The sequence below is a fragment of the Nonomuraea fastidiosa genome, assembly GCF_042751225.1.
Classification (GTDB): Bacteria; Actinomycetota; Actinomycetes; order Streptosporangiales; family Streptosporangiaceae; genus Nonomuraea; species Nonomuraea fastidiosa.
Genome location: NZ_CP170570.1, coordinates 8,536,956 through 8,554,913, shown reverse-complemented (window position 1 = coordinate 8,554,913; position 17,958 = coordinate 8,536,956). Strand labels below are relative to the sequence as shown.

Sequence of the window (17,958 nt, the reverse complement as noted above, 5' to 3'; positions counted from 1 at the left end):
GATCGCGCGCGATCTTCGGCGCGGTTGACGGCAGATCGTGCCGAACCCCTGCGTGGCCGCGCGATCGGCGATCCCTATCGCCCCGCCTCTCCGCACAATGTCCTATGGCAGGCGGTTAGCAAGTCTTGACATGACATGTCATAGGGAAACAGACTCTCCGCTAACCATTAAGCACTTGGCGTCAAACCGGAGATGTCCCTCAATGTCCGGGAAGGGTACGGATCGCCCCGCGCCGATCGTCCGGTGAGCGGCGTAGGAGAAACCATGGCCACCCCCACCAAGCTGGCGACCACCGGCACTCCCAAGCGACCACGCGACGACACGCGATTGGCGCTCCTGTTCATCCTCCCCGCGCTGATCGGCTTCCTGGTCTTCCTGCTCTGGCCGACGCTGCGCGGCATCTACCTCAGCTTCACCAAGTTCAACCTGCTCACGCCCGCCCGCTGGACCGGGCTGGACAACTACGTGCGCATGGTCGAGGACCCGGTCTTCTGGAACGCGCTGGGCGTGACCGTCTACTACGTGGTGGTCAACATCGGGATCCAGACGATCCTGGCGCTGATCATCGCGGTGCTGATGCAGCGGCTGACCCGCAAGACGTGGCTGCGCGGGCTGGTGCTGACGCCGTACCTCGTCTCGAACGTGGTCGCGGCGCTGATCTTCCTGTGGATCCTCGACTACCAGCTCGGCATCGGCAACACGGTCCTCGAGCTGCTCGGGCTCGACCGGATCGCGTTCCTCGCCGACTCCGCCTGGGTCATCCCGACCGTGGCGCTCATCAACGTCTGGCGGCACGTCGGCTACACCGCGCTGCTGATCTTCGCGGGCCTGCAGACGATCCCCGCGACCGTGTACGAGGCCGGCCGCGTGGACGGCGCCTCCGAGCTGCGCCTGTTCAGGAGCATCACGCTGCCGCTGCTGCGGCCCATCACGGCGGTCGTGCTGATCATCAGCGTCGTGGGCTCGTTCCAGGTGTTCGACACCATCGCGATCGCGACCAAGGGCGGCCCGGTCAACTCCTCGAAGGTGCTCCAGTACTACATCTACGAGGCCGCGTTCAGCCGCTTCCAGTTCGGTTACGCCTCGGCGATGTCCGTGGCGCTGCTGATCGTCCTGACGATCATCACGTTCCTTCAGTACCGGCTGACCCGGGCCGGCAGCTCCGATCTGGCCTAGGAAGAGTGTGACATGGCAACCGTCATGGCCCCCGCCCCGAGCGATGCCTCCGCCGCCGGTCACGAGCCGCCGCCGAAGCCCCGGCCCGGCATCGGCAGGATCCTCGCCTGGGCGTTCATGGTGCTGGTGATCTTCGCCAGTCTGTTCCCGTTCTACTGGGTGCTCAGGACCGCGCTGTCCGACAACAACGCCCTCTACGCGGGCAGCGACAGCCTGCTGCCCGTGCAGTTCTCCTGGGGCGGCTTCGAGCGCGTCTTCGGCCTGCAGACCGGGCAGGAGGCCATCGACGCCGGCGGTTCGGGACAGCCGTTCAACTTCTGGCGCTACCTGCTCAACTCGGTGCTCGTCGCGACCATGGTCACGGCCGGGCAGGTGTTCTTCTCCTCGATGGCCGCCTACGCCTTCGCCCGGCTGCGCTGGCGCTACCGCGAGCAGATCTTCGCGGTTTTCCTGGCCGGCCTCATGGTCCCGGCGATCTTCACGCTGCTGCCGAACTTCGTGCTCATCAAGGAGCTCGGCCTGATCGACACCGTGCTCGGCATCGCGCTGCCGACGATGCTGATGACGCCGTTCGCGGTGTTCTTCCTGCGCCAGTTCTTCCTCGGCATCTCCCGGGAGGTGGAGGAGGCGGCGATGGTGGAGGGCGCCTCGAAGGTGCGCATCTTCTTCAGGATCATCCTGCCGATGTCGGCCGCGCCCATCTCGACGCTGTCGATCCTCACGTACATCACCTCCTGGAACGAGTACTTCTGGCCGCTCATGGTCAGCTACACCGACAAGTCGCGCGTGCTCACCGTGGCGCTCGGCGTGTTCAAGTCGCAGAAGCCCCAGGCGGGCCCCGACTGGGCGGGACTGATGGCGGCCACGCTGGTGGCGGCGCTGCCGATGCTGCTGCTGTTCTTCGTCTTCGCCCGCCGTATCGTCAACTCCATCGGCTTCAGCGGGATCAAGTGATGCTCAGAAGAATCCTCCTGTCCGCGCTCCTGCTGACCACCACCGCCGCGTGCGGCACCGGCGGGAGCGGCGGGGCGAACGGCACCATCGAGTACTGGCTGTGGGACTCCGCGCAGCAGCCGGGCTACCAGAAGTGCGCCGACGCCTTCGAGAAGCAGAACCCCGGCCTGCGCATCAACATCTCGCAGTACAACTGGGACGACTACTGGTCCAAGCTGACCGCCAGCTTCATCGCCGGCACCGCCCCCGACGTCTTCACCGACCACCTGACGAAGTTCCCCCAGTTCGTCGACCTCGAGGTGCTGCGCCCGCTCGACGACCTCGGCCCGACCAGCGACATCAAGGACTCCGACTACCAGGCGGGCCTGGCCGAGCTGTGGAAGGGCAAGGACGGCAAGCGATACGGCGCCCCGAAGGACTGGGACACGATCGCGATGTTCTACAACGCCGACGCGCTCAAAGAGGCCGGAATCGACCCGGAGACGCTCGACGAGCTGACCTGGAACCCGCACGACGGCGGCACGTTCGAAAAGACCATCGCCCACCTGACCATCGACGCCAACGGCAAGCGCGGCGACGAGCCCGGCTTCGACAAGACCAAGGTCAAGAGGTACGGCCTCGCCGCCAACGGCGCCGGCGGCGACAACTGGGGACAGACGCAGTGGTCGGCCTTCACCGGCAGCGTCGGCTGGCAGCCCACCGACAAGAACCCCTGGGGCACCCGCTTCAACCTCGACGACCCGGTGCTCCACGAGACCCTGGAGTGGTACTTCGGGCTCGCCAAGAAGGGGTACATGGCGAGCTACGAAGCGATCGGCGGCACCAACGCGATCACCGCCGACAAGCAGATCCAGGCCGGCATCGCCGCGATGGGCCTGGACGGCTCGTGGACGATTTCGTCGTTCACCAAGCTCACCGACGCCGACGGCAAGAAGCTGAACATCGGCGTCGCGCCCACCCCGATCGGGCCGAAGGGCAAGCGGGCCTCGATGTTCAACGGGCTCGCCGACTCCATCACGACGTTCTCCGAGCAGCCGGAGAACGCCGCCAAGTGGGTCAAGTTCCTCTCCAGTGAGGAGTGCCAGAACATCATCGGCCAGTCCGGCGTGGTCTTCCCCGCCCGGCCCTCCGGGACGGAGCTGGCCATCGAGTACAACAAGAAGGAGCGCGGGCTCGACGTGTCGGCGTTCACCGACCACGTCAAGAACGGCACCACGTTCCCGCTGCCGGTGACCTCCAACGCGGCCGACATCTCGGCGCTGTCGAAGCCCGCGTTCGACGCCGTGTACATCGGGGACGAGCCGGTCAGCTCGCTCTCCAAACTGAACGATCAGCTCAACGAGCTGTTCGAGGTGGTCGGCTGAGCTGAGGGGCGGGCGCAGGCGCTCGCCCCCAGCCGTGTGGTCGGCCAGGCCGCACGCTCTCCCTGGGCGGGGCTTCGGGAGGGCACTCGGCGGGTCAGGCGGCGGGGCGGCCCACCTCGGGCACATCGTCGCCGGCCCGGTGCGGCCGCACGAGCACCGGCGCGTCCGACACCACCACGACGGAGTACACCGTCCCCGGCGGCAGGGCGCCCGCCAGCTCCTCCAGCGTCGCCGACCGGGTGCGCTGTGCCGGGAGCGTCACCCGGATCGGCCCGCGCGGCCGGCCGCCTCGCGCGCACAGCGTCAGCTCGACGTGCGCGGGGCCGGGGCTGGGGTTGAGCAGGCTCAGCCGGTCTCCGGGACGTCATCCGTCGGTGATCGTCATCTTCCAGCTCCCCGCCATGGTGCTCATGCGCCACTCCCGTTCTCCTGCCGCGGCAGCAGGCCGCTACCCCGGCGCGGCCCGCTCTATCACCCGGGTACGCCGTTCGTCCGGCATGGCCCGGCGGCTGCGTGGGCAGTAAACCTGCTACGACCGCCCTGACCAGGGACGACGTCGCCTTCGCCGGGCGCAGGGAAGGATGGCGATGCCGCATGAGAGCCGCCGTACTGCACGATTACGGGACGCCGCCGCACTACGACGAGTTCGACGAGCCGCGCCCCTCCGATGACGCCGCCGTCGTCGAGGTGGAGGCGGCCGGGCTCAGCCACCTCGACGTCGCCAAGGCGTCCGGCACCTTCTACACCGGGCCGCCGCCCCTGCCGTCGGTCGTCGGCAGCGACGGCGTCGGCCGCCTGCCGGACGGGCGGCGGGTGTTCTTCGACACGGTCGTGCCGCCGTACGGGTCGCTGGCCGAACGCGTCCTGGTGCCGTCCGGCGCGCTGTTCGACGTCGCCGAGGGGGTCGACAGCAGGATGGCGGCGGCGCTCGGCAACAGCGGCCTGGCCGCCTGGCTGGCGCTGGAGTGGCGGGCCAGGCTGCGGCCGGAGGAGACCGTCCTCGTCCTGGGCGCGACCGGCACGGTGGGGACGGCGGCCGTGCAGATCGCCCGCGCGCTCGGGGCGGGCCGGGTCGTCGCGGCGGCCCGGTCAAGCGAGCGCCTGCACCGCCTGGACGCGGACGCCGTCGTCGAGCTCGACGGCGCGGGCGGCGGCGGCGCGAGCCGCACCGATGGCCACGGCGGTGACGGCGGCACGGGGGCCACCGGCGGCGGTGGTGCTGGAGCCGGCGGCGACCTGGTGGCCGCGATACGGGAGGCCACGGGTGGCGGGGCGGACGTCATCATCGACCCGCTGTGGGGCCCGCCCGCGCTGGCGGCGATGGGAGCGGCCCGCCACGGCGCCCGGCACATCCAGCTCGGCCAGCAGGCCGCCATGCGGATCGACCTGCCCGCGCCGCTCGTACGCTCGCCCGCGCTCGACATCTGCGGCTTCGCGATCTTCCACGCGCCTGTCGAGGTGCGCCGCGACGCCTACCTGCGGATGACCCGGCTCGCCGCGTCCGGCGGCCTCAAGCTGGACCTGCAGGTCGTTCCGCTCTCCGGCATCACCGGCGCCTGGGAACGCCAGCGCTGCGGCCCCGGCACCAAGCTCGTCGTCGCCTGCCATTGAAGAAGACCGACGCCCCGGCGGCAGACAGAACCGGGCCGGGCTCGCGTTGATGCTCGTGTTGGCGGGTCCTGTCGGGCCTGTGTCAGCGCTCGTGTTGGCGGGTCCTGTCGGGCCTGTGTCAGCGCTCGTGATGGCGGACCCTGTCGTGCGTGCTCAGGCACCGCCTGCCTTGGGCGGGAACGCCCGCGCCTCTCGTCATGCGCGCCCTGATGAGCCGGGCGGCGACGACGGCGCCGCAGGCTCCGGCGAGCAGCGCGGCCACCACCGCGGGCGCGGGCGCGCGCCGCCCCGCCACACGGCTCGCCATGCCGCCTGCCACGCTCCCGGCACGCCCGCCCGCGACGCTGCTCGTCACGACGGCGGCGGTCTCGGCGGCCGCCTCCCGGTCGAGCCGCCGCGCGTACGCCGTGTCGCGCTCGTCCCGCACCGGCTCCCCATGGTGCACTCGCATCACCACTACCTCCTTCGATACGCGCTCGGCAGCCCGCCATACCCGGAAAACACCCGGAAAACCGGCCGGCCGGGAACGCGTTAACGGCCCGCGCCCGCTGGGTAGCTGAAGGGTTCTGCAACGGGAGGCGACAATGACGTCACAGGTGGCGGAGATGCTCTCCGCGTACCCACAGGACCTCGGCCAGGTGGACCAGGACCGCCTCATCAGATGCATCGAGCAGTGCATGAGCTGCGCCCAGGCGTGTACGGCGTGCGCCGACGCCTGCCTGAGCGAGCCCGAGGTCACGGAGCTGGCCAAGTGCGTACGGGGCGACCTCGACTGCGCCGACCTGTGCGAGGCGACGGCACGGGTGCTGTCGCGGCACACGGGCTACGACGCGAACCTCACCAGGGCAGTGCTGGAGGCATGCGCGCTGGCGTGCAAGACGTGCGGGGACGAGTGCGCGCAGCACACCCACCACCCGCACTGCGTCACGTGCGCTCAGGCCTGCCGCGACTGCGAGCAGGCGTGCCGCGAGCTGATGGCCGCACTGGGCTGATCAAAAGCCGTGGGGGCCGGCGCCGTCGGGCCGGTCGGGGTCGTCGGGCTGGTCGGGGTCGTCGGGTCTGAACCTCATGAACAATTCGAGGCGCGACCGGCCGCCGGGATGGTCGAGCGCCACGCGATCGCAGACGCGCTGGATGACGAAGAGGCCCAGGCCGCGGCGCGGTGGCCAGGGCGGGGTGCCCCGGAGGTGCTCGTGGGTCAATGCGCCGCGCTCGTCCTCGACGTGCACGGTGATGCCGTCGGGGTCGCTGCGGGCGCTCACCGTGCCCGCCGCCTGGGCGTGTTCGAGCACGTTGCTCGCCGCCTCGCTGACCGCCAGGACGAGCGCCTCCGTACGTCGCCTGCTCAGGCCGGCCCCTGAGGCGAACGCGCCCACTGAAGCGCGGAGGAGGGCGAGATCGTCGTCGATCGGTACGCGCAGGCCGTAGGACTCGCCCATGGTCACCGCCTGATCCATCCCATCGGCCGCTTCTGCGACGAGCGCGTCGCTCGTCGTGTGCTCATCCCGTTGCCCGAAATCCTAAGCGCCGTCGTACGGCACTCGTCCGGACATTCACGGAAAGGTCTCCGGTGAGCGGCCCGATCCTGAGCCGGCGGACAGGGCGCGCCGCTATTCGACCTTCCGTACGCGGGTGGTGCCGGAGTCCAGAACGCCGCCGTCGGCGCCCACCGGCGTGACCTCGGGCACCGGGACGCCGTCCTTGTCCACCAGGATCGAATGGGGCTCGCCCGGCTCGAAGGCGTGCCGCTCGCCCCACTGGCGCAGGGTGACGATGACGGGGAAGAGGTCGCGTCCCGCGTCGGTGAGCACGTACTCCTGGCGGCGGCCCGACGGCGCGGCCCGCCGGGCGAGCAGCCCGTGAGCGGTCAGCCTGCGCAGGCGGTCGGTGAGGATGTTGCGGGCGATGCCCGTCCGCCGCTGGAACTCGGTGAACGACCGCGCGCCGTCCATCGCGTCCCTGATGACGAGCAGGCTCCACCGGTCGCCGACCAGGTCGAGCGCACGGGCGACCGGGCAGTGGGGGTCGGTCCAGTCGAGCTCGGGTACGCGCTCCGCGGTCGTCACCAGCACACCTCCAGTCGGTTGCAGATTGAAACCATTATGCCCTACGGTCGTGATTGGTTTCGTATTGCAACCAACGAGGGATGGGAGCGCGGCATGCGAGACGGGGCGCGATCGATGACTCGATCGATCAGCGGCGGCACTCGATCGACGGGTGGCGGGGCGCGATCGATCGGCGGCGGCACTCGATCGATGGGTGGTGGCACTCGATCGATGGGCGATGGGGGCCGATCGATTGGCTGTGGTTCCCGATGAACGCCTGGCGGCGGGCGCTGCTCGCGGTGGTGTGCGGCGTCGCGGTGGCGAGCGTCTACGCCGCCCAGCCGGTCCTGGAGCCGATGGGGCGTGAGCTCGGCGTGCCCGCGGATCGCACCGGGTGGCTGGTCGCGACCGGCCAGCTCGGCTACCTCGCCGGGCTGGCGCTGCTCGTGCCGCTCGGCGACGTGCTCGACAGACGCCGGCTCATCGCCGCACACCTGGCGCTCACCGGCGCGGGCACGACCCTGACGGCCTTGGCGCCGGCAGGGTGGGCGGCGTTCGCCGGGCTCGCGGTGGCCGGGGTGTTCGCGGTCGTGGTGCAGACGACGGTGGCGTACGCCGCCTCGATCTCATCACCGGCGGAACGCGGACGCAGCATCGGCGTCGTCACCTCGGGCGTCGTGGTGGGCATCCTGGGTGCGCGGGTCGTCGCCGGCGCGTTGGCCGATGTGTGGGGGTGGCGAAGCGTCTACGCCGTGCTCGCGCTGCTCTCGTACGGCTTCGCGGCACTCGTGCTCGCGCTCCTGCCGAGTGAGGAACGTCGCCTGCGCGGGGAGGCTTCTGGGCTCGCGGCTCCGGTGCTTGCACTCCTGCCGGGAAGGAAGCGCCGTCCCCGGAGGGTGGACGCCTCGGGGCGAAGGCCGTTCGGGCAGCGGCTCTTTCTGACGCGCGGGCTCATCGCGTTCTTCCTTTTCGCGTCGTTCGGAACGCTGTGGAGCGGGCTCTCTCTGCCGCTGGCGGGCGCACCGTGGGGGCTGACCGAGAGCCAGATCGGGCTGTTCGGCGTCGCGGGACTCGCCGGTGCGCTCGGGGCCGCCCGCGCGGGACGGTGGGCGGACGCCGGACGCGCCGCCCCCGCGACCGGTCTCGCGCTCGCCCTGCTCATCTGCTCGTGGGCGGCCATCGCGCAGCTCCCGTGGTCGCTGTGGCTGCTCGTCGCCGGGATCGTGCTGCTCGACTTCGCCGTCCAGGTCGTACACGTGAGCAACCAGCACCTGCTCACCGCCGCCCACCCCGATCGCACCAGCGGCGTCGTCGGCAGCTACATGATCTTCTACTCGCTGGGCTCCGCGCTCGGCGCGGCCACGACCACCGCCGCCTTCGCCGCGTTCGGCTGGACGGGCTCCAGCCTCCTCGGCGCCGGTTTCGCCGCCTGCGCGCTGGCCGTGTGGGCGATCGGCCGCAGCCTGCCCGGCGATCGCGCGAACCCCGGATCGCGGTCCGCCGAACGCTGCTCGCTGACATCTCCGGCGGGATGCGACGGCCGAGGATGAGGCGCCGGCGCTCAGACGCTGCTCTCGGGTGCTGCGGCAGGCCCTGGCGCGGGAACCGCCAGTACGGCTACGGCCGCCAGCGCGGCGGCGACCGCACCCGCCAGGTACGGCAGCGCCGTCCCCGCGTCGAACAGCAGGCCCGCGAGCGCCGGGCCGACGACCCTGGCCGCCGCGGCGGCGGACTGGCCGGTGCCCAGGCGGGCGCCCCGGCGTTCCGAGGGGCCGCAGGCGGCCAGCAGGCTGGAGACGGTCGGGGTGAGCAGGCCGTGCCCGGCGGCCAGCAGGCAGACGGCGGCGAGGCCCTGCCACCAGGTGCCGGAGACGGCCACCGCGACCATGCACACGGTCATCGTGACCGCGCCGGCCGCCGCGACCCGGGAGTCGCCCCAGCGGCGGGCCAGCCACGGCACGAGCCCGGCCTGCGCGGCGGCCATCGCCACACCCGCCGCCGCCAGCGCCAGGCCGATCGAGGTGGCGTCCCAGCCGTAGCGGTCGCGGCCGAGGAACGCGAGCGTGGTCTCCATGCCCACGAACGCGGCCATCGCCAGAAACCCGGTGGCCGCAAGCAACGCCACCGGCGCCCGGCCACTGCTCTGCGCTGTTACGGCAGGCGCCGCACCGGCCGGCCTCGGGACCGCCCCGGCCCCGGCGCCGGCGTGGACCGTCTCGGGTGCGACCGGCTGACCGGATGCTCCGGGCTCGTGAGCGCCCGAAGATCCGGGCGTGCCGGCTTCAGGCGCGGCCGGGTGATCGGGCGTGGCGAGGGCGTGGGCCGGCGGCTGGCCGGGCGTGCCGATCGCGGCGGTCCGGGTGCGAGACGGTTCGGGCAGCCAGATCAGGGCGGCGATGAAGTTGAGCGCGGCCAGGGCCGCCGCCGCGTACGCGCATGCCGCGAACCCCAGCGGCGCCAGCAGCCCGCCGAGCGCGGGACCCAGCACGAAGGCCATCCCGATGGACGCCCCCATCTGCGCCATCGCCCCCGTACGCCGCTCCTCGGGCACCACGTCGGCCAGGTACGCCTGCGCCACGGAGATGCTCCCGCCGCTCGCCCCCGCCACGACGCGGCAGGCCAGCAGCGCGGGCAGAGAAGCGGACAGCCCGGTCAGCGCCATGGACACGGCGGTGCCCGCCAGCGCGAGCAGGACGAGCGGGCGCCGCCCGTACCGGTCGGACAGCCGGCCGAGCAGCGGCGCGGCGACGAGCTGTGCCACGGAGTACGCGCTCATCAACGCCCCGAACCACAGCCCGGTCGCGCCCAGCTCGGTGGCGTAGAACGGCAGCGCGGGCAGGATCAGGGTGAAGCCGAGCAGATCGACGAAGACCGTGGCCGAGATGATCAGCTGCGCCGGGCGCCGCATCGTGTCCCCTCCCTGCGGGTGCGCCACCGCTGTCTCACGGCGGTAACTCTACAGCCTGTAGTAGGCGCCCATTCCATGGATGACCGCCCCAACCTGCGCGTTCGCTTCTCAGAACGCCCGCCGCGCACAGCCGGCCCCGCCGGGTCAGGTCGAAGCGGCGGCGCGGCGGGTGTCCACGGCGGAGGCGAGGAACGCGGCGCAGGCGACGAAGGCGAGCACCACCAGCATCGCCGGCCGCAGCCCCCAATGATCGCCGAGAAAGCCGAGACCGGGCGGTCCGACGAGGAAGGCCACGTACCCGATGGTGGCGACGAGGCTGACGCGGGCGGTCTCGTCCGGCCCGGTCTCGCCCGCGGCCGACAGCGCGACGGGGAAGCCGAGCGACGCGCCCAGACCCCAGAAGAGCACGGCGGCCCCGGCAAGGACCGCGCTGTCGGAGAAGATCACCAGGAGCAGGCCGATCGCACCCGAGACGGCGCTGGCGCGGACGACGAGCGTGCGGCCGAACCGGTCGAGTGCGTACGTGCCGCCGAACCGGCCGAGCGTCATCGCGGCGGCGAACGCCGTGTAGACCAGAGACCCGGAGGCGGCGTCCACGCCGTGCCCGTCCACCATGAGCAGCGGCAGCCAGTCGTTGGCCGCGCCCTCCGCCAGCGCCATCGCCAGCACGATCGCGCCGATCATGAGCAGCCGAGGCTCCTTCCAGATCTGCGCAGCCCGCCCGCCGGCCCGACCGGCCTCCTCCAGCCTGCCGGTGCCCGCGGGGATGGCGCGGATGGCGTACAGGAAGAGCGCGAGCGAGAACGCGGTGACGGCGGCCAGGTGCCAGTGCGCGGGAAGCCGGGCGGCGGTGGCCGCGATGCCGATCCCGGCGCCGGCCACCGTGCCCAGGCTGAAGCATCCGTGCAGGGTGGGCATCGTGGTCTTGCCGGTGACGCGCTCGACGTCGGTGGCGTCCACGTTGACCGCCACGTCGCCGGCGCCCACCCCCGCCCCGAACCCGAACAGCCCTGCCACCACCAGCGGCACCGACGACAGCAGGGTGCCGGTGCTCAGCACGGCCAGGCTCGCGACGAGTACGGCGGTGCCGCCCGCGATGACCGGCCGGGTGCCGAAGCGGGAGGTGAGCCGCCCCGAGCAGAGGATGCCGGCCATCGAGCCGAGCGACAGGCCGAACAGGATCCAGCCCATCTCACCGGTGGACGCCTCCAGCCGGTCACGGATGTCGGGGGTGCGGGTCACCCACGACGACAGGGCGATGCCCGGAAGGAAGAAGAGCAGGAACAGTGCCTGCCGGCGCCGGCGGGTGGCGAGGTCCATGCAGGGGGTCTCCGGGCTCGGGGCGGCCGATGTACCCCTGCATGCTATGGGTGATCTCTCACGATAATTCGGGCGGGGTGTGCTGAAACGGTCAGGTCGCCGCCGGTGCCGACACCGGGCCCGCCGGCGTCGGCGCGGGGCCGGTCGCTGCCGCGGCGGGGCCCGTCGCGCGGGAGCGCAGCAGGTCCGCCACGTCCCGGAGACCGACCTCGATACGTCCGTGGACGCGCGGGTTGAGCAGGGTCGTGCCGTCGAAGTCGCCGGACGAGGCGAAGACCGCCACCGGCACGGTCAGCGCCTGGAAGAAGCCGAACAGCGGCCGCATCGCGTGTTCCAGCACGAGCGCGTGGTGCTCGCCCCCGCCCGTCGCGGCCAGCAGCACGGGTTTGTTCGCCAGCGCGTACTGCTCCACGAGGTCGAAGAAGTGCTTGAACATGCCCGGGTACGAGCCCCTGAACACCGGCGCCGCGGCCACCAGCAGATCGGCGCCCTCGGCCAGCCGCAGCGCGGCCTCCACCTCCGGCGGGACGTCGTCACGCTCGATCGCCCCGGTGAAGCCGGGGCCGAGCCGGTAGACGTGCACGCGGGACACCTCGATCGGCGTCATGCGCCCCAGCGTGCCGAGGATGACGTCCACGAGTCCCATCGTCTTGGACGGCTCGCTCGGGCTGCCGTTCACGACGACGACCCGCAAGGTCGCGCCCGTCACGCCGCGCTCCTCTCGCGCCGCGCCACCTCGTCGCGCACGATGGGCGCCACCTCGGTGCCGAGACGTTCGATGGCCGCCAGGTGCTCCTTCTGCGGCATGCCGCCGAAGCCCATCTGGATGATGGCCCGCGTCACGCCGTACAGCTCGTGGTAGGCGAGCAGCTTGCCGGCGACCTCCTGGGGGCTGCCGACCAGCAGCCCGGCGGCGGGCGTGGCCTGCGCGTCGAACACCGGCCTGGACAGCGGGTAGCCGGCGCCGCGCTGGTGGTTGTTGTCCATCATGCCCTTGGCGAAGTAGGGGTACATGGTGTCGCGGGCGTCCCGGCTGGTGCGCCCGACGTACCCGTGGGCGTTGATGCTGACGCGCAGCGCCGACGCGTCGTGCCCGGCCTGCGCGGCGGCGGCCCGGTACAGCCTGACCGTCTCCTGGTGCAGGGTCATCGGCCCGAGCAGCAGCGCCAGCGCCATCGGCAGGCCCAGCCTGCCGGTGCTGATCGCCGAGGCGGGCGAGCCGCCGACGCCCACCCAGATCGGGATCGTCTCGCCGTCGGCGCGCGGCGCGATGTCCGCATCGACCAGCGGCGGGCGGAAGCGGCCCCGCCAGGTCAGGGGGTTGCGCCCGCGGATGGCGAGCAGCAGGTCCAGCTTCTCGCGGAACAGGTCCGCGTAGTCCTCTAGGTCGTAGCCGAACAGCGGGAAGGACTCGGTGTACGAGCCGCGCCCGGCGATGATCTCGGCCCGTCCCTTGGACAGCAGGTCGATGGTGGCGAACTGCTCCCACACGCGTACCGGGTCCTCCGAGCTGAGCACGGTGACCGAGCTGGTGAGCCTGATCCGCTCGGTGCGCTCGGCGGCGGCGGCCAGCAGGATGGACGGCGCCGAGCCGACGAAGTCGGACCTGTGATGCTCGCCGACGCCGAAGACGTCCAGGCCCACCTGGTCGGCGACCTGCGCCTGCTCGATCGTCTCGCGGACGCGCTGCCTGGGGGAGGGATGGTGCCCCGTCAGGGGGTCCTCCGTCAGCTCGCCGAACGTCATGATGCCGATCTCGAACGGCATGTCGTCTCCTCTCCACATGCGCCCGGTACTCTCCGGACATCTGCATTAATCTGCTTGCGCAGGCAATTATTCCGCGAGGTTTCGCTGGTACAAGGCGGGATGGTGCTGAACGGTGCTTCGTAAGCTTTGCTGTGCAGGCAGATACGCGCGGCTGGCGCACCCGTACGCGGGCCGATACGGTGCTGCCCATGGCGACGGAAAGGCTGGACGAGCTCGAGGACGCGGCCTGGCGGGGGTTCCTGGTCACCCATGACCGCATCTGGCGGGAGATCGAGGCCGGGCTCGCGCCGCTCGGCGTGAGCATGGCCGAATACAGCGTGATGGCGCTGCTGGGGGAGGCGGGCCGCAAGGGCATGCGCATGTCGGAGCTGGCGCAGCGGCGGCTGATGTCCAGCGGCGGGTTCACCCGGCTGGCCGACCGGCTGGAGCGCCGGGGGCTCATCGAACGGCGGCGGTCGGCCGACGACGGGCGCGGCTTCGAGGTCTACCTCACCAAAGAGGGCCGGGCGCTGCTGCGCAAGGCGTGGCGCCGCCAGCACGAGGACCTGCGCAGGCTCTTCTTCGACCGGCTCGATGACGACCACCTGCGCAGCCTCGCCGAGATCTGGGCCAGGCTCGCCCCCACGGACGACGACAAGGCGTCACTCGAACACCCCTCCTGACGGCGCCGGCCCCGCCCATGGTGCCCGGCCTGTCGTGCGGGACCGGCGCGCCAGGGCCCGGCCTGACGTGCGGGACCGGCGCGCCAGGGCCCGGCCCGTCGCAGGCGCCGCGAGCCCGGCCTGGGAACATTTCTGCAATACGCCGCACCCGCCGCCCGGCACAGTGGCGGGCATGACCGTTCACGAAGACGGGCCGCGCGTGCTGGGCGGCCCCACCGAGAGCCGCACCCTGCGCCTGGACGACGGAGACCTCCATGTCCGCCAGGACGGCCCGCGCGACGCCCCCGCGCTCCTGCTCATCCACGGCTCCGCAAGCTCGCTGCGCTCGTGGGACGCGCTCGTCCCGCCGCTCGCGGAGACGTACCACGTCATACGGATCGACCTGCTCGGACACGGCAGGTCGGGCAAGCCGGACGACCGGAGCTACGCGACGGAGGACCAGGCGCGCCGCGCCGGAGAGGCGCTGGACCGGCTCGGGATCGAACGCGCCACCGTGGCCGGGCACTCCAGCGGCGGCGTGGTGGCGACCGCGCTCGCCGAGCAGCGGTCCGGCCTGGTGGACGCGCTCGTGCTCATCAACACCGGGCCGAGCCTGGAGGCGTTCATCCCGCAGGAGCCGCTGCCGCTCTCACCGGACCGCTGGCCGCCGGACGACGAGCAGATCCGCAGGTTCGGCGGCACCGGCTTCAGCCGTCCCGGCTTCGAGGTCCCCCAGGTGCTCCTGGACGAGGTGCGCCTCATGACCTTCCACTCGCTCACCACGACGATGCGGGAGACCACCGAGTACCTGCGGCGGCGGGCGCTCCCCGACCGGCTGGCCGGGCTCGGCAAGCCGCTGCTGGTGGTGTTCGGCGCGGACGACCGCAGGTGGCGCTCGTCGTCCGCCGCCGATTATCGCGCCGTGCCCGGGGCCAGGGTCGAGCTGCTGCCCGGGATCGGGCACACCCCGATCCTGGAGGACCCGCCGGGTACGGCCGCACTCCTGCTGGACTTCCTCGAACGCTGACAGCCGCGCTCACTTGAGCGGGTCGTGACCCCAGTTCATCAGCGAGTAGCGCCACTTGGTGTTCCTGACGTCCCCTGAGGGCCGCTGCGCGAGGTGCCGGTGAATGTAGCCGAGCACCTTGCGCATGTGGGCGTAGTCGTCGTCGGTCAGTTCCGACTTCTTGGCCCGCAGAAGCCGTACGATCCTGCGCCCCGACTCGTGGCCGGTGGACTCGCCGCCGCCGTCCTTCTGGCCGACCGCCTTGGACTCGTCGGTCTCCAGCCACTCCTCCAGCTCCCCGGCGGTCATGTTCACCGCCTCGCCGAACTCCTTCGCGATCGCCGCGCGGTCCTCGCTCACCGCGACCATCGGCTCACCCCTCGTCCTCGTGCAGCGCCGACGGCTTGTGCACGGCCTTCTTGCCGCTCTTCTCGCTGCGCACGACGTACTGGGGCTCCTCCGGCGAGGCCGCGACCGTGCGGCCGGCCTCCTCCTGCCGGCTGGTGACCTTCTTCTCGACCTTGCCATGGGCGGTGGAGCCGTGACTCTTCCAGGTGACCTCGTCACCCACGGACGGCACCTGCTTCCGCTTCTTCGTCATGATCTGCGCCCTACCCGCGCAGCCTTGCGGCGTCGTCGGCGGCGGGCACGGATAGGGCACGGATACCCCCAAGCCGAGGTCAAGGCCGGGGCTCAGCTTCTGTGGCGGGCGACCCACTGAAGCCGGTGCCGGGCGGCAGCGCGGCGGGCCCGCGCCGAGGCCTCGGCGGGGACGCGCTCGGCCCGCCAGGCCGCCAGCGTCTCGAGCATGCCCCTGACGAAGCGGCGGCCGAGCGGTGTGAGCGCGCCGCCGGCGAGCAGAGTCAGGCACACCTCGTACGCGGCGTCCCGCCAGCGCGCGAACTCGCTGTGCGCCACCTCGGGGTCTGCCGCCACGTGGCGCTCGGCCCGCCAGAACCCGGCCACCCCCATGTGCGCGTACGCGCCCTGCAGCAGCGCCGCCGCCGGGCGTGGATCGTCGCGCCACGGCGCGTAGTAGTGGTCACGCACGCCCGGGCGTACCAGGTCGAACAGGTCCATCAGCATGGTCAGCTTGGCGTGCTGAACCTCGTGGGCCAGCGTGAGCGCGGCGGACCTGGTGTCGTGCGGCCGCGACATGGCGACGCTGCCGTACGCCGTCCTGGCCGTCGCGCTGCGCGTGCCCGCCTCCGGAGGCGAGATCGGCACGACGACCTTGGTGACCTCCCGCAAGGCTCGCGCGACGCCCGGGTGACGGGCGTTGAGCAGCCGCATCGCCCGCCGCAGCCGCGTGCCCCAGGCCGCCGCCTCCGGACCGGCCAGCCGCTCCAGCGGCGGGATCGGCCCGGGGAAGCGCCACGGGTCCACGTCGTCGAGCAGGAACCCGGCATCCCGCACGCCCTCCCATCGAGCCCTCTCTCCGTGGGCGCCGCCTGCCTCGGCATCCGCGCGGAGCACGCGGGGCAGCGGGAAGCGCTCGCCGGCCACGTCCAGGCGGGCGGCGCCGGAGCCGTCCGCGACCAGCGCGACCGGCTCGCCGGCCGCGATACCCGGCAGCACCAGCCGCCCGAGGCCGGGCAGCTCCGCCGCGCCCGCATCCGTGTGGAAGCGGACGGTCAGGGGCAGCCGGGCGAGCAGGACGGCGGCGGCGGCCACGGCGGCGAGCCGGTGTGGCGCCGCGTCGTCGGCCCCGCGCTCCAGGGCCGCCACCGTGGCTGAGGCCCACGTGCCGAGCAGCGGATAACCCAGCGTCTGCGCCGCCGCCGCGGGGGCGGCCCGATGGACGTGCGTGAGCAGCCGGTACCCGTCGGCCGCCGCCTGTGCCCCCGGATGTCCGAGCTCGCGGCTGCGGGTGGCCACGGCATGCAGGAGCAGCGTGTTCTTGCCTCGCTCCATCGCGGCGGGCGCGCCGGGCCAAGCGCCGCCGTGTGCCAGCTCGTCGAGCGCCGCGGGAGGCAGCACAAACTCGCGGATCATCCGCACAGCCGGGCCAGGTCGCCGGACAAAACCGAGCCGATGTGCCCGATCAGCCGGTAGAGGTCGGGGCAGTAGACACTGGGCCGGTCGAAGCCGGCGCCGTCGCGGTAGCGGTGCGCGACGTGCCCGCCGCCGCACACCCGCACGTGCGGGCAGGACAGGCAGGCAGCCGGCGGCGGTCGGTGCACCGCCGCGCCGGGCAGGCCGAAAACCGCGTCGAACGGATCGGTGGCCACGTGCAGCCCGGTACGGGCCGCGCCGTGATAGGCGGACTTGAGCGCGTCGCTCTGCTCGATTGAGCCGTCGCTCTCCACCACCACGACGGCCGCCGGCTCCGGCCCGACGCCCTCGGTGCCTGACCGGCCGCCCAGGTACAGCGTGAGGATCGCCTCCAGGATGCGGACCGAGGTCTCCGGGGGCGATGCGCCGTACCACCGGTCGAAGACGGCGACCAGCCAGTCCCCGTACGGGGTGCCGCCCCCGGGCACGCGCCCAGGAGGCGGCTGCGACCAGTTGCCGTGGGGCAGCAGGAAGTCGATGGCCGGCGGTTTGAGCGCGATCAGTTCCTCGTATACCTCCACGGGGTCGTTGCGCAGGTCGATCGTGCACAGCAGCCCGGCGAAGCGGCCCTCACGGGCGGCCAGCGCCTCCACGCCCGCCCTGACCCGGTCGTAGCTGCCCCGCCCTGTACGGGTCTTGCGGTGCCGATCGTGGGCGGCGCGCCCGCCGTCCATGCTGACGCCGACTCGGACGGCGAACTCGTCGAAGAGGTCGAGGACGGCAGGGCCGAGCCGTAGCCCGTTGGTCTGGACGGTCAGGTTGGCGCGTACGGACATCCCGGAGAAGACGGCGAGCAGGGTACGCAGGTGGGCGGGGCCGCACAGCAGCGGCTCGCCGCCGTGCAGAACGACGTTGACCGAGCGCAGGCCGTGTGTCGCCGCGTGCTCCTCGATGCGGGCGGCCGTCGCCGACGCGATCGCGGCGCTCATCATGCGGGGACGGTGGCGCCAGCTCTGGTCGGCGGATTCGTAAACGTAGCAATGATCGCAGGCCAGATCACAACGGCTGTGAACTTTGAGAACGAATGTGCGAAAACTCTCCGGCATGGCTGCGGGAAATAAATGCACTGCCATCCAATTCTCGGGGAAACGCTCACCGGATAATATCGCGT

21 protein-coding genes are annotated in these 17,958 nt (G+C 72.0%); 9 read left to right on the top strand and 12 right to left on the bottom strand.

Annotated elements, in window-relative coordinates; genetic code table 11:
* Positions 1 to 264: 264 nt before the first annotated feature.
* From ACFMQL_RS39485 to ACFMQL_RS39475, 3 genes are read left to right on the top strand one after another with little or no spacing between them, the layout of a single operon-like run.
* Complete coding sequence (locus ACFMQL_RS39485) at positions 265 to 1,176, top strand: sugar ABC transporter permease (RefSeq protein WP_364068029.1); 912 nt, start codon at positions 265 to 267, stop codon at positions 1,174 to 1,176.
* Between the two features lie 12 nt (positions 1,177 to 1,188).
* Positions 1,189 to 2,130: a carbohydrate ABC transporter permease gene (locus ACFMQL_RS39480; protein ID WP_364068028.1), complete on the top strand. Its 942-nt coding sequence runs from the start codon at positions 1,189 to 1,191 to the stop codon at positions 2,128 to 2,130.
* Positions 2,130 to 3,494, top strand: a complete 1,365-nt coding sequence (locus ACFMQL_RS39475) for a sugar ABC transporter substrate-binding protein (protein WP_364068027.1) — start codon at positions 2,130 to 2,132, stop codon at positions 3,492 to 3,494. Before ACFMQL_RS39480 ends, ACFMQL_RS39475 begins: the two co-directional genes overlap by 1 nt.
* 94 nt (positions 3,495 to 3,588) lie before the next feature.
* Here ACFMQL_RS39475 and ACFMQL_RS39470 read toward each other — a convergent pair whose 3' ends face one another.
* On the bottom strand, positions 3,589 to 3,837 hold the full coding sequence (locus ACFMQL_RS39470; RefSeq protein ID WP_364068055.1) for a sensory rhodopsin transducer: 249 nt from the start codon (positions 3,835 to 3,837) through the stop codon (positions 3,589 to 3,591).
* A 31-nt stretch (positions 3,838 to 3,868) separates the two neighbouring features.
* Between ACFMQL_RS39470 and ACFMQL_RS39465 the strand changes: the two genes are divergently transcribed.
* Together ACFMQL_RS39465 and ACFMQL_RS39460 are read left to right on the top strand one after the other, a co-directional pair.
* Positions 3,869 to 4,018: a hypothetical protein gene (locus ACFMQL_RS39465; RefSeq protein ID WP_378789881.1), complete on the top strand. Its 150-nt coding sequence runs from the start codon at positions 3,869 to 3,871 to the stop codon at positions 4,016 to 4,018.
* A gap of 70 nt (positions 4,019 to 4,088) precedes the next feature.
* The gene (locus ACFMQL_RS39460; RefSeq protein WP_378789879.1) at positions 4,089 to 5,105 is read left to right on the top strand and encodes a zinc-binding alcohol dehydrogenase family protein; all 1,017 of its coding nucleotides are present in this window, start codon (positions 4,089 to 4,091) and stop codon (positions 5,103 to 5,105) included.
* 118 nt (positions 5,106 to 5,223) lie between these two features.
* On the opposite strand, the gene ACFMQL_RS39455 is transcribed toward ACFMQL_RS39460, so the two are convergent.
* On the bottom strand, positions 5,224 to 5,556 hold the full coding sequence (locus tag ACFMQL_RS39455; RefSeq protein ID WP_378789878.1) for a hypothetical protein: 333 nt from the start codon (positions 5,554 to 5,556) through the stop codon (positions 5,224 to 5,226).
* A gap of 133 nt (positions 5,557 to 5,689) precedes the next feature.
* Between ACFMQL_RS39455 and ACFMQL_RS39450 the strand changes: the two genes are divergently transcribed.
* Positions 5,690 to 6,097, top strand: a complete 408-nt coding sequence (locus ACFMQL_RS39450; protein WP_364068024.1) for a four-helix bundle copper-binding protein — start codon at positions 5,690 to 5,692, stop codon at positions 6,095 to 6,097.
* Here the strand turns inward: ACFMQL_RS39450 and ACFMQL_RS39445 are convergent, their stop codons facing one another.
* The gene (locus tag ACFMQL_RS39445) at positions 6,098 to 6,544 is read right to left on the bottom strand and encodes an ATP-binding protein (RefSeq protein ID WP_378790264.1); all 447 of its coding nucleotides are present in this window, start codon (positions 6,542 to 6,544) and stop codon (positions 6,098 to 6,100) included.
* 171 nt (positions 6,545 to 6,715) lie between these two features.
* Positions 6,716 to 7,171 carry a helix-turn-helix domain-containing protein gene (locus ACFMQL_RS39440; protein ID WP_364068023.1) on the bottom strand — a complete coding sequence of 152 codons (456 nt, stop codon included), beginning with the start codon at positions 7,169 to 7,171 and terminating at the stop codon, positions 6,716 to 6,718.
* A 248-nt stretch (positions 7,172 to 7,419) separates the two neighbouring features.
* Between ACFMQL_RS39440 and ACFMQL_RS39435 the strand changes: the two genes are divergently transcribed.
* The gene (locus tag ACFMQL_RS39435; RefSeq protein WP_378789876.1) at positions 7,420 to 8,700 is read left to right on the top strand and encodes an MFS transporter; all 1,281 of its coding nucleotides are present in this window, start codon (positions 7,420 to 7,422) and stop codon (positions 8,698 to 8,700) included.
* A gap of 11 nt (positions 8,701 to 8,711) precedes the next feature.
* Here ACFMQL_RS39435 and ACFMQL_RS39430 read toward each other — a convergent pair whose 3' ends face one another.
* From ACFMQL_RS39430 to ACFMQL_RS39415, 4 genes are all read right to left on the bottom strand, one after another.
* A complete protein-coding gene (locus ACFMQL_RS39430) occupies positions 8,712 to 10,058 on the bottom strand; it encodes an MFS transporter (protein ID WP_364068021.1) in 1,347 nt (448 codons plus the stop codon).
* Between the two features lie 144 nt (positions 10,059 to 10,202).
* Positions 10,203 to 11,378 carry an MFS transporter gene (locus ACFMQL_RS39425; RefSeq protein ID WP_378789874.1) on the bottom strand — a complete coding sequence of 392 codons (1,176 nt, stop codon included), beginning with the start codon at positions 11,376 to 11,378 and terminating at the stop codon, positions 10,203 to 10,205.
* 91 nt (positions 11,379 to 11,469) lie between these two features.
* The gene (locus ACFMQL_RS39420) at positions 11,470 to 12,087 is read right to left on the bottom strand and encodes an NAD(P)H-dependent oxidoreductase (RefSeq protein WP_364068019.1); all 618 of its coding nucleotides are present in this window, start codon (positions 12,085 to 12,087) and stop codon (positions 11,470 to 11,472) included.
* Positions 12,084 to 13,145, bottom strand: a complete 1,062-nt coding sequence (locus ACFMQL_RS39415) for an LLM class flavin-dependent oxidoreductase (protein WP_364068018.1) — start codon at positions 13,143 to 13,145, stop codon at positions 12,084 to 12,086. The genes ACFMQL_RS39420 and ACFMQL_RS39415 overlap by 4 nt, the downstream gene beginning before the upstream one ends.
* A 188-nt stretch (positions 13,146 to 13,333) precedes the next feature.
* Between ACFMQL_RS39415 and ACFMQL_RS39410 the strand changes: the two genes are divergently transcribed.
* Positions 13,334 to 13,807: a MarR family transcriptional regulator gene (locus ACFMQL_RS39410; protein WP_364068017.1), complete on the top strand. Its 474-nt coding sequence runs from the start codon at positions 13,334 to 13,336 to the stop codon at positions 13,805 to 13,807.
* A 172-nt stretch (positions 13,808 to 13,979) separates the two neighbouring features.
* Complete coding sequence (locus ACFMQL_RS39405; RefSeq protein WP_364068016.1) at positions 13,980 to 14,813, top strand: alpha/beta fold hydrolase; 834 nt, start codon at positions 13,980 to 13,982, stop codon at positions 14,811 to 14,813.
* A 9-nt stretch (positions 14,814 to 14,822) separates the two neighbouring features.
* Here the strand turns inward: ACFMQL_RS39405 and ACFMQL_RS39400 are convergent, their stop codons facing one another.
* The 4 genes from ACFMQL_RS39400 to ACFMQL_RS39385 all read right to left on the bottom strand — a co-directional run bounded on the left by ACFMQL_RS39400 (position 14,823) and on the right by ACFMQL_RS39385 (position 17,893).
* Positions 14,823 to 15,161, bottom strand: a complete 339-nt coding sequence (locus ACFMQL_RS39400) for a DUF3140 domain-containing protein (protein WP_364068015.1) — start codon at positions 15,159 to 15,161, stop codon at positions 14,823 to 14,825.
* A 4-nt stretch (positions 15,162 to 15,165) separates the two neighbouring features.
* On the bottom strand, positions 15,166 to 15,393 hold the full coding sequence (locus ACFMQL_RS39395; protein WP_364068014.1) for a DUF2945 domain-containing protein: 228 nt from the start codon (positions 15,391 to 15,393) through the stop codon (positions 15,166 to 15,168).
* 92 nt (positions 15,394 to 15,485) lie between these two features.
* Entirely contained in the window at positions 15,486 to 16,787 is a 1,302-nt protein-coding gene (locus tag ACFMQL_RS39390) for an aKG-HExxH-type peptide beta-hydroxylase (RefSeq protein WP_378789870.1), read from the bottom strand.
* On the bottom strand, positions 16,784 to 17,893 hold the full coding sequence (locus tag ACFMQL_RS39385; RefSeq protein WP_364068012.1) for an FxsB family cyclophane-forming radical SAM/SPASM peptide maturase: 1,110 nt from the start codon (positions 17,891 to 17,893) through the stop codon (positions 16,784 to 16,786). The genes ACFMQL_RS39390 and ACFMQL_RS39385 overlap by 4 nt, the downstream gene beginning before the upstream one ends.
* Positions 17,894 to 17,958 lie beyond the last annotated feature (65 nt).

Excerpts from the sequence above, each read along its gene's own strand:
- ACFMQL_RS39415 (WP_364068018.1), bottom strand. The coding sequence starts at position 13,145 with ATGCCGTTCGAGATCGGCATCATGACGTTCGGCGAGCTGACGGAGGAC.
- ACFMQL_RS39455 (WP_378789878.1), bottom strand. The coding sequence starts at position 5,556 with ATGCGAGTGCACCATGGGGAGCCGGTGCGGGACGAGCGCGACACGGCG.
- ACFMQL_RS39405 (WP_364068016.1), top strand. The coding sequence starts at position 13,980 with ATGACCGTTCACGAAGACGGGCCGCGCGTGCTGGGCGGCCCCACCGAG.
- ACFMQL_RS39430 (WP_364068021.1), bottom strand. The coding sequence starts at position 10,058 with ATGCGGCGCCCGGCGCAGCTGATCATCTCGGCCACGGTCTTCGTCGAT.
- ACFMQL_RS39450 (WP_364068024.1), top strand. The coding sequence starts at position 5,690 with ATGACGTCACAGGTGGCGGAGATGCTCTCCGCGTACCCACAGGACCTC.
- ACFMQL_RS39425 (WP_378789874.1), bottom strand. The coding sequence starts at position 11,378 with ATGGACCTCGCCACCCGCCGGCGCCGGCAGGCACTGTTCCTGCTCTTC.
- ACFMQL_RS39485 (WP_364068029.1), top strand. The coding sequence starts at position 265 with ATGGCCACCCCCACCAAGCTGGCGACCACCGGCACTCCCAAGCGACCA.
- ACFMQL_RS39395 (WP_364068014.1), bottom strand. The coding sequence starts at position 15,393 with ATGACGAAGAAGCGGAAGCAGGTGCCGTCCGTGGGTGACGAGGTCACC.
- ACFMQL_RS39480 (WP_364068028.1), top strand. The coding sequence starts at position 1,189 with ATGGCAACCGTCATGGCCCCCGCCCCGAGCGATGCCTCCGCCGCCGGT.
- ACFMQL_RS39435 (WP_378789876.1), top strand. The coding sequence starts at position 7,420 with ATGAACGCCTGGCGGCGGGCGCTGCTCGCGGTGGTGTGCGGCGTCGCG.
- ACFMQL_RS39410 (WP_364068017.1), top strand. The coding sequence starts at position 13,334 with ATGGCGACGGAAAGGCTGGACGAGCTCGAGGACGCGGCCTGGCGGGGG.
- ACFMQL_RS39445 (WP_378790264.1), bottom strand. The coding sequence starts at position 6,544 with ATGGGCGAGTCCTACGGCCTGCGCGTACCGATCGACGACGATCTCGCC.
- ACFMQL_RS39460 (WP_378789879.1), top strand. The coding sequence starts at position 4,089 with ATGAGAGCCGCCGTACTGCACGATTACGGGACGCCGCCGCACTACGAC.
- ACFMQL_RS39475 (WP_364068027.1), top strand. The coding sequence starts at position 2,130 with ATGCTCAGAAGAATCCTCCTGTCCGCGCTCCTGCTGACCACCACCGCC.
- ACFMQL_RS39400 (WP_364068015.1), bottom strand. The coding sequence starts at position 15,161 with ATGGTCGCGGTGAGCGAGGACCGCGCGGCGATCGCGAAGGAGTTCGGC.
- ACFMQL_RS39385 (WP_364068012.1), bottom strand. The coding sequence starts at position 17,893 with ATGCCGGAGAGTTTTCGCACATTCGTTCTCAAAGTTCACAGCCGTTGT.
- ACFMQL_RS39390 (WP_378789870.1), bottom strand. The coding sequence starts at position 16,787 with ATGATCCGCGAGTTTGTGCTGCCTCCCGCGGCGCTCGACGAGCTGGCA.